The 13,451-nt window shown below is 64.1% G+C and carries 16 protein-coding genes; 13 read left to right on the top strand and 3 right to left on the bottom strand.

The window, feature by feature from the left end; translation table 11 throughout:
- The first annotated feature begins 1 nt into the window (after position 1).
- Genes sufB through KBY99_RS11500 form a run of 4 tightly spaced genes read left to right on the top strand, consistent with a single transcriptional unit; the run spans position 2 to position 4,721 of the window.
- Positions 2 to 1,441, top strand: a complete 1,440-nt coding sequence (sufB, locus tag KBY99_RS11515; RefSeq protein WP_254999175.1) for a Fe-S cluster assembly protein SufB — start codon at positions 2 to 4, stop codon at positions 1,439 to 1,441.
- 57 nt (positions 1,442 to 1,498) lie between these two features.
- Entirely contained in the window at positions 1,499 to 2,302 is an 804-nt protein-coding gene (sufC, locus tag KBY99_RS11510; RefSeq protein ID WP_254999174.1) for a Fe-S cluster assembly ATPase SufC, read from the top strand.
- Complete coding sequence (locus KBY99_RS11505; RefSeq protein ID WP_254999172.1) at positions 2,302 to 3,414, top strand: SufD family Fe-S cluster assembly protein; 1,113 nt, start codon at positions 2,302 to 2,304, stop codon at positions 3,412 to 3,414. Before sufC ends, KBY99_RS11505 begins: the two co-directional genes overlap by 1 nt.
- Entirely contained in the window at positions 3,411 to 4,721 is a 1,311-nt protein-coding gene (locus tag KBY99_RS11500) for a SufS family cysteine desulfurase (RefSeq protein ID WP_254999171.1), read from the top strand. The genes KBY99_RS11505 and KBY99_RS11500 overlap by 4 nt, the downstream gene beginning before the upstream one ends.
- A gap of 7 nt (positions 4,722 to 4,728) precedes the next feature.
- Here KBY99_RS11500 and KBY99_RS11495 read toward each other — a convergent pair whose 3' ends face one another.
- Positions 4,729 to 5,103, bottom strand: a complete 375-nt coding sequence (locus KBY99_RS11495; protein WP_254999169.1) for a hypothetical protein — start codon at positions 5,101 to 5,103, stop codon at positions 4,729 to 4,731.
- Between the two features lie 99 nt (positions 5,104 to 5,202).
- Between KBY99_RS11495 and KBY99_RS11490 the strand changes: the two genes are divergently transcribed.
- Genes KBY99_RS11490 through KBY99_RS11470 form a run of 5 tightly spaced genes read left to right on the top strand, consistent with a single transcriptional unit; the run spans position 5,203 to position 8,317 of the window.
- Entirely contained in the window at positions 5,203 to 5,748 is a 546-nt protein-coding gene (locus tag KBY99_RS11490; RefSeq protein ID WP_254999168.1) for a DUF1543 domain-containing protein, read from the top strand.
- A 48-nt stretch (positions 5,749 to 5,796) separates the two neighbouring features.
- A complete protein-coding gene (locus KBY99_RS11485) occupies positions 5,797 to 6,141 on the top strand; it encodes a nucleotidyltransferase domain-containing protein (protein ID WP_254999167.1) in 345 nt (114 codons plus the stop codon).
- The gene (locus tag KBY99_RS11480; RefSeq protein ID WP_254999166.1) at positions 6,134 to 6,517 is read left to right on the top strand and encodes a HEPN domain-containing protein; all 384 of its coding nucleotides are present in this window, start codon (positions 6,134 to 6,136) and stop codon (positions 6,515 to 6,517) included. Before KBY99_RS11485 ends, KBY99_RS11480 begins: the two co-directional genes overlap by 8 nt.
- 50 nt (positions 6,518 to 6,567) lie before the next feature.
- The gene (gene mtnA / locus KBY99_RS11475) at positions 6,568 to 7,668 is read left to right on the top strand and encodes an S-methyl-5-thioribose-1-phosphate isomerase (RefSeq protein WP_254999165.1); all 1,101 of its coding nucleotides are present in this window, start codon (positions 6,568 to 6,570) and stop codon (positions 7,666 to 7,668) included.
- Positions 7,661 to 8,317: a class II aldolase/adducin family protein gene (locus KBY99_RS11470; protein ID WP_254999164.1), complete on the top strand. Its 657-nt coding sequence runs from the start codon at positions 7,661 to 7,663 to the stop codon at positions 8,315 to 8,317. The genes mtnA and KBY99_RS11470 overlap by 8 nt, the downstream gene beginning before the upstream one ends.
- Here the strand turns inward: KBY99_RS11470 and KBY99_RS11465 are convergent.
- Both KBY99_RS11465 and KBY99_RS11460 read right to left on the bottom strand, forming a co-directional pair.
- A complete protein-coding gene (locus KBY99_RS11465) occupies positions 8,299 to 9,657 on the bottom strand; it encodes a sodium/glutamate symporter (protein WP_254999163.1) in 1,359 nt (452 codons plus the stop codon). The genes KBY99_RS11470 and KBY99_RS11465 overlap by 19 nt on opposite strands.
- Before the next feature lie 8 nt (positions 9,658 to 9,665).
- Positions 9,666 to 11,624, bottom strand: coding sequence for a prolyl oligopeptidase family serine peptidase (locus KBY99_RS11460; RefSeq protein ID WP_254999162.1), 1,959 nt, complete (start codon positions 11,622 to 11,624; stop codon positions 9,666 to 9,668).
- 88 nt (positions 11,625 to 11,712) lie between these two features.
- On the opposite strand from KBY99_RS11460, the gene def reads away from it, so the two are divergent.
- The 4 genes from def (at position 11,713) to rpsU (ending at position 13,448) form a co-directional block, all read left to right on the top strand.
- Entirely contained in the window at positions 11,713 to 12,297 is a 585-nt protein-coding gene (def, locus tag KBY99_RS11455) for a peptide deformylase (RefSeq protein ID WP_254999160.1), read from the top strand.
- A 12-nt stretch (positions 12,298 to 12,309) separates the two neighbouring features.
- On the top strand, positions 12,310 to 12,507 hold the full coding sequence (locus tag KBY99_RS11450) for a hypothetical protein (RefSeq protein WP_254941524.1): 198 nt from the start codon (positions 12,310 to 12,312) through the stop codon (positions 12,505 to 12,507).
- Positions 12,508 to 12,597: 90 nt separating this feature from the next.
- On the top strand, positions 12,598 to 13,200 hold the full coding sequence (locus KBY99_RS11445) for a DUF3747 domain-containing protein (protein ID WP_254999158.1): 603 nt from the start codon (positions 12,598 to 12,600) through the stop codon (positions 13,198 to 13,200).
- Positions 13,201 to 13,277: 77 nt separating this feature from the next.
- Entirely contained in the window at positions 13,278 to 13,448 is a 171-nt protein-coding gene (rpsU, locus tag KBY99_RS11440) for a 30S ribosomal protein S21 (protein WP_010304532.1), read from the top strand.
- Positions 13,449 to 13,451 lie beyond the last annotated feature (3 nt).

Below are 13,451 nucleotides of genomic sequence, written 5' to 3'. Positions count from 1 at the left end.
GATGAGTACTGCAACCGTTGGCGATCTAGTTTCACAGCCGTATAAGCACGGTTTCGTCACTGATATTGAAACTGAAAAGATCGCCAAGGGGCTGAGTGAAGACGTTGTGCGTTTGATCTCCTCGAAGAAGAGCGAGCCTGAGTTTTTATTGGCTTTTCGGCTGCGGGCCTACCGCCAATGGCTGCAGATGCAGTCACCAGATTGGGCGGCACTGGGTTATCCGCCGATTGATTATCAAAATATCATCTACTACGCAGCTCCTAAGCAGCAGGAGAAAAAAGCCAGTCTTGATGAGGTTGATCCCAAGCTGCTGGAAACATTTGAAAAGCTGGGCATTCCCCTAAGTGAGCAAAAGCGCCTCTCCAACGTGGCGGTTGATGCTGTTTTTGACAGTGTCTCAATCGCCACCACCTATCGAGAAAAGCTTGCCGAGCATGGCGTTGTTTTCTGCTCCATCAGTGAGGCTGTAAAGGAGTATCCAGGTTTAGTAGAGAAATATCTTGGCACAGTCGTCCCAAGTAATGACAACTATTTTGCTGCCCTGAATTCGGCAGTTTTCAGCGACGGTTCTTTTGTTTTTATCCCCAAGGGCGTTGCCTGCCCAATGGAGCTTTCAACATATTTCCGGATCAATTCCGCCGATACGGGCCAGTTTGAGCGCACTTTAATAATTGCCGAAGAGGGTGCTTCTGTTAGCTATTTGGAGGGGTGCACGGCCCCGATGTTTGATACCAATCAACTCCATGCAGCCGTTGTGGAGTTGGTGGTACTAGATGATGCTTCTATCAAATACTCAACTGTTCAGAATTGGTATGCTGGCGATGAGCATGGCGTAGGCGGCATCTATAACTTCGTGACCAAGCGTGGTCAATGCCGAGGCGACCGTAGCCGGATAAGCTGGACTCAGGTGGAGACTGGGTCGGCAATCACTTGGAAGTATCCAAGTTGTGTGTTGCAGGGCGCCGATTCGGTGGGCGAATTTTATTCAGTGGCTCTTACTAATAATTATCAGCAGGCTGATACTGGTACCAAGATGATTCACGTCGGTCCTGGGACCCGCTCAACCATTGTCAGTAAGGGCATTAGCGCTGGTCATTCTTCTAATAGCTATCGCGGCCTTGTCCAAATAGGCCCTAAAGCGGTAGGGGCTAAGAATTACAGCCAGTGCGATTCGATGTTGATTGGCGATCAAGCTGGCGCCAATACCTATCCCTATATCCGCTCTCAGCAGCCGGATGCCGCAGTGGAGCATGAGGCAAGCACTTGCCGCATCTCCGCAGATCAACTCTTTTACCTGCAAAGCCGGGGCATTGGTTTTGAAGAGGCGGTTTCGATGATGGTCAGCGGTTTTTGCCGCGACGTTTTTAATCAATTGCCCATGGAATTTGCGGCTGAGGCAGACAAACTGCTTGCCCTCAAGCTCGAGGGATCCGTGGGCTGAGCCGCACCGATCTGTTCTATCTGTTCGTTCCCCCCTTTCCCGCCTTCCTTACCTGCTGTGATTCGCCCAGACGCCCCGGTATTGCTCGAAATTCGTGACCTGCACGCACGGGTTGAGGAGCAGCCAATCCTTAAGGGGGTGAACCTCACGATCCGAGCTGGTGAAATCCACGCAGTGATGGGGCGTAATGGCAGTGGCAAAAGTACACTTTCCAAATTGCTGGCCGGCCATCCCGCCTACACGGTCACAGGCGGGTCGGTTTCATATATGGGCTCAGACCTGCTTGAGCTAGCGCCAGAACAGCGCTCCCGCTTGGGCTTATTCCTGGGATTTCAATATCCGGTGGAGATCCCGGGGGTTAGCAACCTTGAATTCCTACGGGTGTCCACTAACGCCCGCCGCGCTCAAAGGGGTGAGGAGGAGCTGGACACCTTTGCCTTCGAAGACCTCGTGCGCGAGCGCCTCAAGGTGGTGCAGATGGATCCGGCCTTTTTAGAGCGCAGTGTCAACGAAGGCTTCTCCGGTGGCGAGAAAAAGCGCAACGAGATCTTGCAGATGGCGCTACTTGAGCCTTTGGTGGCGATCCTCGATGAAACCGATTCTGGCCTTGATATCGACGCCCTACGCATCGTGGCTGATGGGGTCAATCAACTCGCTGGCCCGGAAAATGCCACCTTGTTGATCACCCACTACCAGCGCCTGCTGGATCTGATCACCCCGGATTACGTCCATGTGATGGCTGCGGGCCGGATCCTGCGCACCGGTGGCAAGGAGCTGGCCTTGGAGCTTGAGCGCACTGGTTACGAATGGGTGGATCAGGAGCTGGCCAGCCTGGGCCAGGAACCTGCGGAGGTGCTGTGATGCCAGCTGCGGTTATGCCAAATACTGCCGATTGGCTCACCCAACTTGCTGGCGCTCCCATTCCAGGCCGAAGTCAGGAGGAGTGGCGATTCACAGGCCTGGCTGCCCTAGAGACCTTGGCGCCCGAGCTCTGGAGTGGTGTCGATCCATTTGCCCAACTCAGCTTGCCCGCTGGCATTAGCCGAATCGGAGCTGATCAGGCGCAGGGGTTGCAGCAGCAGGTGCTCAAAGCCACAGGCGGCACCGATGCTTGGTCGGTGCGGCTTAATCAAGGCGCTTCGCCCCGCTGTCTGGCCTTGCGGGTGGCTGGAGCAGCGGATCCGTTGCAATTGCATTTTGACGCTGGCGCGGAGCCGGGTCTGCGGGCACTGCAGCTGGTGCTCTTGCTTGAGGAGGGCGCCAGCCTGGAGCTGCTTATTCAGCAAGGCTCTAGTGGCCCCAATGCCACCAGCTTGGTAGCGGTGGCCCAGCTTGGCCGCGGCGCCCAGCTCAATCTGGGGCTGCTGGCGCCTGGCGATGCCCGCGCCAGCTTGCTCAGCCACCTGTCGATCACTCAGTCCCCCGCCAGCTCCCTGCAAGTCACCACCGCGGTTGGGGGCTGGGCCCTCAGCAGGCTCGAGCCATGCATCAGCCAGCTGGAGGGAGCGGCCCACACCCGGCTGCGGGCCCTGCAGCTGGTGGATGGCCAGGAGCTGGCCGACACTCACAGCCAAGTGCGTTTTGAAGGCCCCGATGGCCAGCTCGACCAGCTCCACAAGGTGGTAGCTGATGGGGCCGGACGCAGCGTGTTCAACGGGGCTGTGCGGGTGCCGCGCAGCGCCCAGCAAACCAACGCCGCCCAGCTCAGCCGCAGCCTGTTGCTCTCCGATCGGGCTCGAGTTGATACCAAACCCGAGCTTGAAATCGTTGCGGACGATGTCAAGTGCGCCCACGGCGCCACCATTAGTCGGCTGCAGCAAAACGAGCTTTTTTATCTGCAGAGCCGGGGTATCGGCGCTGAACAAGCCTCACGGTTGCTGTTGCGGGGCTATTGCGAGGAGGTGTTGCGCGAGCTTCCCGCGGCGGCGGCGGTCCTGAATCCGCTAAAGCTGCTGCTGCGGGAGCATCCATGACCACCACCACCTCCACCGCAGCAGTAACCACCACCGCATCTCCCACCAGCCTTGAGGTGGTTACGCCGAATCTTGCTGCCCTCACCCGGCCTGATTTCCCCCTGCTGGCCCAAACGGCTTGCCTTGGCCAGCCGCTGATCTACCTCGATTACGCCGCCACCAGCCAGAAGCCCCGTCAGGTACTGGCGGCCCTGCAGCACTACTACGACCACGACAACGCCAACGTGCACCGCGGCGCCCACCAGCTCAGTGCTCGCGCTACTGAAGGCTTTGAGGCAGCCCGCAGCAAAACTGCCACCTTCATCGGTGCGGCCAATGCGCGAGAAATCGTGTTCACCCGCAATGCCAGCGAGGCGATCAACTTGGTGGCTCGCAGCTGGGGCGAGGCCAACCTTGGCCCCGGTGATGAGGTGTTGCTCACGGTGATGGAGCACCACTCCAACCTGGTGCCCTGGCAGCTGCTGGCGGCGCGCACTGGCTGCGTGCTGCGCCATGCGGGCCTCACCGAGAGCGGTGAGCTGGATCTGGAGGATCTGCGCGGCCAGATCAGCGAGCGCACCAAGCTCGTGAGCCTGGTGCAGGTGAGCAACACCCTCGGCTGCCTGAACCCGATTGAGCAAGTGGTGGAGCTGGCCCACGCCGCTGGCGCTCTGGTGCTGGTGGATGCTTGTCAGAGCCTCCCCCATTTGGTGGTGAATGTGGCCCAGCTTGGCTGCGATTTCCTGGTGGGCAGCTCCCATAAGCTTTGCGGCCCGACCGGCATGGGCTTTCTTTGGGCCCGCGAGGCTCTGCTGGAGGCGATGCCGCCCTTCCTGGGCGGAGGCGAGATGATCCAGGACGTTTACCTCGATCACAGCAGCTGGGCCGAATTGCCGCACAAATTTGAGGCGGGCACCCCGGCTATCGGCGAGGCGATCGGCATGGGTGCCGCCCTCGACTACCTCAGTGCCATTGGTCTCGAGCGCATTCACGCCTGGGAGCAGCTGCTAACCCGCCAGCTGTTTGCTCGTCTCCAGGCGATCGAGGGGGTGCGCATCTTGGGTCCCACCCCCGATCAGCAACCCGATCGCGGCGCCCTGGCGGCCTTCACGGTGGATGGCCTGCACGCCAACGACATCTCCGCCCTGCTGGATTCAGCCGGCATCTGCATCCGCAGCGGCCATCACTGCACCCAGCCCCTGCACCGCCTCTACGGCCTCCCCGGCTCAGCCAGAGCCAGCCTGGGCTTCACAACCACCCCTGAAGAGATCGACCGCTTCGCTGAGGAGCTTGAGGGCACGATCACCTTTCTGCGCGAGCACAGCTAGTTGGCTGTTAATTCGCCCAGGGCAGTGGCGGCCGCCAGTTCACCGGTTTCGATTGCTCCCTCGAAATAGCCCGGCCATCTCGGGGAAACCTCGCTGCCCCCCAGATCACCCGGCCGTGATTGGCAGCGGCTAGCCGTGCAGGGCCCGTCCAGGTGCCAGGGATAACGAAGCCGGCTAACACGGCTGGCTGGCCTTCCGGAGGTCCGCTGTCGGCGGTGAGCTCCAGGAACGGCAGATCGCCGCTCCCCAGGCCGTTGAGGCCCTGCTCGCGCCAGAAGGGCCGGGCATAGATGGGCAGAATGTTGATCATTGCTCCCATGGGTGAGCGCTGCAGCAGGGCGCTAAGGGCTGCGGGCAGCCACCAGGCCCGAGAGCCCGGCACCCACGATCAGCACATCCTCCTTTTTAGTCATGGCTTGATCGGCTGGGGGCGTTGCGCTCAGATTGGCAAGCTTTGGCCGCGAGGGCCGTTTGGGTTTCGATGATTTCTGAGAGCCCGGGCCGGGCCGACTTGTTTCTGGCGGTGCTGGGCGGCCGGGCGCTGGGCGGCCATATCGAGCTCCACGACGTGCGCTTCGTGGCCGGCGCCACGATCGAATCGGCGCTTCCGGAGCTGCGGCGGCAGTGGTTCGGGAGGCGTGAGGGCCTGCACCTGGACAGTTACTTGGCGGTGCGAGCGGTGGATGGCTTCGCGGTGAGCCTCGGGCGCGAGCCGGCCGCGCCCCGGCCCGAGCGGCTGTGGTTTGTGAACCTGGGCGCCTACCGCCCAGACTCCTTAGCGGAGCTGCACCACTTCGGCCTGGTGGTGGCCCGCTCACCCCAGGCGGCCAAGGCGGCCGCCAAGCGCCAGTGGCTGCGCGGTGCCCTGCAGCAGCACAAGGATGATCTGGTGGCCGTAGACGACTGCCTGGCGATCGAGCAGCTGGAGCTGCTGGGCGGCGAGCGCTGGCATGTGCAGCTGGAGCCCCACCCGGAGGGCCTGAGCCAGAGCCAGGTGCCGGATTGGTTTGGCTACCGGCTGCTTTGAGGTGATTGGGGCCGCTGCAGCGCTCGCAGCAGCAGGCAGACTGATCCAATGACCGCAAGCGCCATTACGTCTGGTGTCGATCCTCGAATTCTTCAGATCGCGGCTGCGATTCGGGCTGAGATCCCTCAGTCGGACGTGCGCCTGTTTGGATCGCGGGCTCGCGGCCAGGGGCGTCCAGATTCCGATGCAGATCTGTTGATCATCGTCCCGGATGCCTGGCTGGCGCAGCACAATCGGCTTGTGGTTCTCGGTCGGCTGAGCCGAAAGCTTTCAAGCCACCGTTTGCCTCTTGATCTATTGCTGTACTCCCAGAGTGAGGTGGCTGCTCGTAGCTCCAGTCGTCAGGCGGTGACCACGGTGGCGTGCCGTGAGGGGATCGTGCTCGATGGCTGATGCCGACGCCAGTCGCTACCTGCGCATTGCGCGGGCCGATCTTCTTGAGGCTCGGCGCATGTGGGAGTTCTCTGGTTTTCGTGGCAGCAGCATTGGTTTCTTGCTCCAGCAAGCAGCGGAAAAGGCCCTGAAGGCCTGGATTCAAGTGGCTGGAGGAGAGGCTCCTTTCACCCATGACCTGGGTGCGCTGTTGGATCTGTTGCAGGAATTGGGCAAAGCCACTGCTGAATACGAGAGCCTCACTGAGCTCAACTTCTTTGCGGTGCAATTGCGTTACGACGATGAACTTGAGGTTGAGCCCCCCAATTGGCTGGCCTGCTTCGATCTGGTCGAAAACCTGTTGAGGCAGGTGGAGGCGCCTTGGCCTGGGGCTTGAATTCACCCCCCCAGGGATGATCAGGGTCTGATTTCGCTCCACATGCAGCCATGAACATCGACGGCAAGGCCTGGCGCACGATCTGGCTAGAGCCGGACGGCGGCTTGGGCTCCTACGCGATCGGTGTTATCGATCAGACCCTGCTGCCCCACCAGTTCACGACGCGTACGCTGCGTTGCTGCGCTGAGGCGGCAGACGCGATCAGCACGATGGTGGTGCGCGGGGCGCCTCTTATTGGCGTGACAGGCGCCTATGGGCTGATGCTGGCCCTGCAGGCCGATCCGGGCGACGCCTCCCTGGCGGCGGCCTTTGAGCAACTCAATGCCACCCGGCCCACGGCGATCAACCTGCGCTGGGCCCTGGAGCGGGTGCGGGCCAAGGTGCAGCCGCTGCCGCCGGCTGAGCGGGCCGAGGCGGCCAAGGTGGAGGCCGCGGCGATCGCCGATGAGGACGTGGCCATGTGCGAGGCCATCGGCAACCACGGCCTGGCGATCTTCCAGCAGCTGGCGGCGGCCCGGCCAGGCGCCAGGCTCAATGTGCTCACCCACTGCAACGCCGGCTGGCTGGCCACGGTGGACTGGGGCACGGCCCTCGCCCCCATTTACAAGGCCCACCGCGCCGGGCTTCCTATCCATGTGTGGGTGGATGAGACTCGCCCCCGCAACCAGGGCGCCTCGCTCACGGCCTACGAGCTGGCTAAGGAGGGCGTGCCCCACACCGTGATCGTGGATAACGCCGGCGGCCACCTGATGCAGCACGGCCAGGTGGATGCGGTGATCGTGGGTACTGATCGCACCACCCGCCGCGGCGATGTGTGCAACAAGATCGGCACCTATCTCAAGGCCCTGGCCGCCCACGACAACGGCGTGCCCTTTTATGTGGCCCTGCCCGCCTCCACGATCGACTGGACGATCGGCGATGGCGTGGCTGAAATCCCGATCGAGGCCCGCAGTGCCGAGGAGGTGACCCACATCCAGGGGCGCGGCGCCGATGGCGCGATCACGTCCGTGCAGCTGACGCCAACGGGCAGCGCCGGCTTCAACCCGGCCTTCGATGTAACGCCGGCGCGGCTGGTGACGGGCCTGATCACCGAGCGGGGCGTGGCAGCGGCCACCGAGGCTGGGTTGCGGGAGCTTTATGGCAATGACTGAGCAGGCGCTGCGCCAGCAGCTCGTGGAGGTGGCCCGGTGCCTAAACGCCAGCGGGCTCAACCAGGGCACCTCCGGCAACCTGTCGGTGCGGATCCCACGTGGTCTGCTGATCACGCCCAGCTCCCTGCCCTTCGAGCAGATGCAGCCGCAGGATCTGGTGGCGATTGCTGCCAGCGGCAAGCCCCTCGAGGCGGCAGCTGGTCAGCGGCGGCCCTCCTCCGAGTGGCGGCTGCACGCCGATCTCCTTGCCAGCCGGCCTGAGATTCAGGCGGTACTGCATTGCCACTCGATCCATGCCACGGCCCTGGCCTGCCATGGCCGCCCCATCCCCCCCTTTCATTACATGACCGCCGTGGCCGGCGGCGATGACATCCGCTGCGCCGGCTACGCCACCTTTGGCACCGCTGAGCTTTCGGCCCTTGCTGTGCAGGCTCTCGATGGCCGGCTGGCCTGCCTGCTGGCCCAACACGGCCAGGTAACGCTAGGCACCAGCCTCGATCAGGCCCTGCGCATCGCCGTTGAGGTGGAAACCCTGGCCCAGATGTATCTGCAGGCCCTGCAACTCGGCGAGCCTCCGCTGTTGAGCGCCGCCCAGATGGCTGCGGTGCACCAGCAGTTCCGCTCCCTGCACTACGGGGCCGGCGCCTGAGTCCGTGCCAGCCACAGCCCGGTGCCGCCAAACAGCAGCACCAGGGCAAAGCAGAAGCCGGTCCAAAGCGGTAGCCCCCAGCCCGCCACCGCCAGCGGCGCTACCACCGTCACCACCCCTCCGGCCAAAAAAGGCTGCAGCATCAGCTGCTTGATCGAGAAGGCCGGTAGGGCGTCGCTGCGGTCGTCTGGATCGGCCATGCGCAGTAGCAGCAGGCCGCTGGCCGCCACTCCCGTGGCCTGGCCAAACTCAATCACCGCCCGCTCAAACCAGTCGGCGGGCAGCAGCCGCGGTGCTAGCAGCAGGGTCACCGCCAGGTTCCACAGCAGGCCGCCTAGGGCAAGCACCGTGAGCGGCAGCCAGTCGGCCTTGAGCAGGGCCAGATCCAGCCCGGCGGTGGCGGCGGTGATCAGCAAATCTGCTGAAAGGGTGCCCACCTGGCCTTGCACCGCTGAAGAGGCCCAATGGGCTTTGCCGCTGCGCTCCAGCGCTAAACGCACCAGCAGCGACCCCACGATCGCTAACGGAAACACCGGCAGCGCATCAACAACGCTGGCAACGCCATCCCCCAGCCCAGAGGTGAGCCAGCGCAATCCGGCCAGTAGCGCCACGCCCGTGAGCACGGCCATGCCCGCCAGGGCCAGGTTCACCGCCCAAGCCGCCGCCCTGGCAGCCACGCCACCTGAATCGCCGCTGGCCGTGCTGGTGGGTTCGCTGGGTGCGCTGCCTGGGGCATCGGCCAGCAGCCAGCCGCGGCTGCGGGCCAGCACCACCACCAGCCCCCCCACCAAAGTGGAGCTCAGCAGCCCCACCGTGGCCATAGCTAATCCCAAAGCCTGGCCGCCGGGAAAGCCCAGGGCCGCATAGCTCGGCCCCATCGCCGCGGCGGAGCCATGGCCGCCCTCGTAGGCCACCTCGATCAGGCAGGCCATCACTGGGCTCACCCCCAGCCAGGGCTGCAGCACCAGCAGCACCGCCAGTCCGCCCACCACGTATTGGCCGAAGGCCAGCACCAGCGCCAGCGACACCTGCCCCGACACCGGCCGCCACAACCCCTCCAGTTTGGGCAGGGGTTTGCCGAGCAGCAGCGAGCCAAACACCAGGGTGAGCAGCACCAGCGGCAGATCGGCCCATAGCTGCATCACCTGAGGAGGCAGCAGCGGCAGGGGGCCGCCCGGGGCCAGTAGCAGACCCAGCAGTCCGGCCAGCAGGGCTTCGGGGATGCCCCAGAGCCGCAGCTGCAAGCGGGCACCAAGGGCTCGCCCCACCGCCAGGATCAGGCTGAGGCAGGCCAGGGCCAGGGCCAACCAGCCGAAGCTGGGCAGCAGGTCGCTCGCCAAGGTTGCGATCACAGGTTGAAGTGCCGGCGGAAGAAAGCCTCAGTGGCCTCCAGGACGCGGATCAAGGTGGCACCATCGCGGAAACCGTGGCCCTCCTGCGGGAAGCGGTGCACCTCCACCGGGATGGCGTTGGCTTCGAGCGCTGCTGCCATGCGGTCGGTCTGCTCCGGTGGCACCACCTTGTCATCGAGGCCCTGAAAAAAGATCACCGGGCAGCGGATTTGATCGGCGTGGGCCAGCGGTGAGCGGGCCTCGTAGGTGGCGCGCGCTTCGGGCCAGGGGCCGATCAGCCCATCGAGATAGCGGGCTTCAAAGCGATGGCTCTCAGACGCCAACGCGCTGGGGTCGGCTACGCCATAGCGGCTCGCGCCGGCGCGAAATACGTCCGTAAAGCACAGGGCGGCCAGGGTGGTGAAGCCGCCGGCACTGCCGCCTTCGATGGCGATGCGGTCGGGATCGGCCCGGCCCGCCGCCACCAGGCTCTGGGCGGCTGCGGCGCAATCGCCCACATCCACCACGCCCCACTGGCCAGCGAGCCGCTGCCGATAGGCGCGGCCGAAGCCGGTCGAGCCGCCGTAGTTCACATCCACCACCCCCCAGCCTCGGGTTGTCCAAAACTGAATGGCCAGGTTCAGGGCCGTGCGGGCCATGGCGGTGGGGCCGCTGTGGCTTTTCACCAGCAAGGGTGCCTCCCGGTGGGCTCCCCCGGCTGGGGGGTAAAACCAGGCGTGGCTGCGGGCGCCGCCGTGGCCCTCAAACCACAGCTCCTGCGGCAGGCTGATCGCCTGCGGCGCCAGAGGGCAGGCGGCAGCAGGGCTATGCCACCAGTTGCCGCGGGCCAGGTCCAGCTCGAGCAGGCCCGCTGGTTCAGTTGCTGAAGCGGCGATGCAGGCCAGCCGTCCCCGTTCGGCGCAAATACCAGCCAGATCATCAAAGGGGATGGCCAGGGGCTGCCACTGGCCGGCATCTCCGCTCTGGCTCGGCAGCTCCACGCGGCCCAGCTGCCAGCGCCCCTGCAGGCAGGCGGTGGCCAGCAGCTGCTCGCCATCCCAGGCCTGGGTGCCCATGCCGAACACCCACTGGGGCATGCCGAATTCCGCCTGCATGGGCAGCAGCGGCCGCCAGGCAAGCGGCGCTTCTTCGCCGAGGGCCTCTGCGCTCAGGGCTTCTGCGTCGAGGCTCACTGCGTCGAATCCCTCGGCGTTGTCGAGCTGTTCGAGGTTCCAGAAGCCTGAGCGATCGTTTGCCACCACCAGGTGGGGCCCGCACCAGAGCGGCTGGAACACCGAAACGTCCGGGTTTGTCCCCACCCCCGATCCTGCGACCAGGCGGCGGCCGCTGAGCTGGCCTGCCGCATCGAAGTGCCCCAGCCAGAGTTGGCTGCGCTCCCAGGGCATGAAGGGCTGCTGCCACTCCACCCAGGCCAGCCATGCGCCGGAGGGGCTCAGGGCCGGGTAGCCGCAGAAGTCGGCTGGCACCACCAACGGCTGGGGCTCGCCACCTTCCAGCCCAACAGCCACCAGCTGGTCGCAGCCAGTACCTTCCTCACTGCCGCTTTCCCGTACGCCGATCCAGCGGTCGCGGCCGGCATCGATCAAGCCGCCGCCGTAGGCACCTGGTGGGCTGAGCCGTCGCGGCTGGCGATCGCTGCCATCGAGCTCCAGCAGCCAGAGGCAGCGGTCACCGTCGTGGCTGAACACCGCTACTGGCCGGCCATCGCTCCTGTGGCCCAGGGCCATACTGCCGCCACCGTATTCATGCACCCGGCTGCGCAGATTCCAGCTGCCGGGGGTTAGCTCCTCTGCTGGCTGGTCTGGCCCCAAGCGTCGCAGCAGGGTCGTGCGCCCCCCTTCATGGGGTCGCTGCTCCAGCCAATAGATCACCCCGTCTAGTAACCGGGGCTCCCGCAGGCTGGGGGTTTGGCCCACCACAACAGCGGCGGGAAGGGCTCCAGGGGGGTCAGCCACCGCATGCACCGAGGGATAACGACTTAAAGTGGAAGTCGTTCGATCAAGTATCGCGTTGGCCCGCAGTTCAGCCGGCAGCTTTGCCCAGATGGCACGCTCCGCCGTTCAGGCCAGCCGCGGCGTTCAAGTGCCCAAGGATGCCCTTGAGGAGTCCCCCCTCACGATTCACACCCTTGGCGATGGGGTGCTGCGCACCCCTGCCAAGCGCATCAGCAAGTTTGATGAGAGTGTGCGAGAACTGGCCCGGGACATGCTGCGCAGCATGTACGCGGCCAAGGGCATCGGTTTGGCGGCACCCCAGGTGGGAGTGCATAAGCAGCTACTGGTGATCGATCTTGATCCCGAGAATGCCGCCGCGGCGCCGATGGTTTTGATCAATCCCGAGATCGCCTGCTTCGGTGCTGCAATCGAGACTTATGAGGAAGGCTGCCTCAGCATTCCTGGCGTCTACCTGAATGTGGTGCGTCCGGCCACGGTTGAGGTCAGCTATCGCGACGAGATGGGCCGCCCCCAACGGGTCAAGGCTGATGGCCTCCTGGCCCGCTGCATCCAGCACGAGATGGACCACCTCGAAGGTGTGCTTTTCGTTGACCGGGTCACCGATGAACTCAGCCTCAATGAAGGCCTGCTGGAAAAGGGCTTTCAACGGGCAGATGTCCGTTCCATCCGCTGATCGTTCTTCTCCATGCCCATGAAACCCCTGGCCGGCTTGTTCCTGGCTCTTGCCTGCATACTTGGCATCGCCTCCACGGGCTCGGTGTTTGAGCTCGCCTACGGCGACCCCGACCTGGGACAGCAGACCACCCTCTGGATCCTGGGTCTGAGCCTGCCCGGCACGGTTGCGGCCCTGTTGGTGGCCATCCGGATCAACAAGCCGGCCTAGACCTTGCCGGATACCGCGCATACGATTAGGCACATGTCGCTTGCCAATGCCGTGATGAGATTGCCCCATCTGGGTGTCAATTCCCTCCCCATGGCAGCTGGAGCTTTCGCCGCTGGGGTGGCATTTGCTGCCACCCCAGCCATGGCCAGCGCCCTGTTTCAAGCTGCGGATCTCAGCCAGGAGCGTTTTGTTCTGGTGGCAGCGCCCATCGGCGATGGCGTCCGCGCCCAACTCAACATCTATGAGCAGGTCAAGCCGACCCGGCCTTGTTTTGCCGTGGCCCCAGGGTCACCAGCTCCGGTGAGCCCCCTGCTTGCAACTTTTGATTTCAGCGGCATCTGCAGCCGCTTCATCGATGCCAACGGCTACTCGGTGCGAGTCGGCGGTGCAGATCTGGCCACGAGTTACCGCCTAACAGTTCTGCGTCAGAGCGGTGACAACGTGCTTCTGGCCGTGCCAACCAAGTCCGGGGCGGGCCCGGAAATGCTAGTTGCTCGCACTAAGGGCCAGGGCGCTGGCTTCCTCCAGTTGGTGTTTGAACCGGGCTGGCAGCTCAAGCGCCGGGCCTACGGCGGTCGCAATCTGGGCCACGTGTATCTCTACCGCGATACCTGGCCTGATGCTGCGATCCAGCCTGGGCTGCCGGTAGTTGCGCCCAGCCCCATTTCAGGCCTCTCTGGCACCAAGCGCTGACCTCGAAGCAGGGGGGAGTGGTCAGAGCGGAAAGGCAGTTGCTACATTGGCAAGCTCTGTGAGCAGCGCAGCGCTTCATGACCCAGGTCACCGTCGGCGAAAACGAAGGGATTGAATCGGCCCTGCGTCGCTTCAAGCGCCAGGTGTCTAAGGCGGGCATCTTCGCTGACCTAAAGCGTCTGCGTCACCACGAGACACCTGTTGAGAAGTACAAGCGCAAGGCCCAGCAGCGCCGCCGCCGCCGTTGATCG

The sequence above is a fragment of the Cyanobium sp. Maggiore-St4-Cus genome (assembly GCF_024345615.1).
In the GTDB taxonomy this organism is placed as follows: domain Bacteria; phylum Cyanobacteriota; class Cyanobacteriia; order PCC-6307; family Cyanobiaceae; genus Cyanobium_A; species Cyanobium_A usitatum.
The sequence above is the reverse complement of the archived record's forward strand: the minus strand, read 5'-3'. Positions and strand labels throughout refer to the sequence as shown.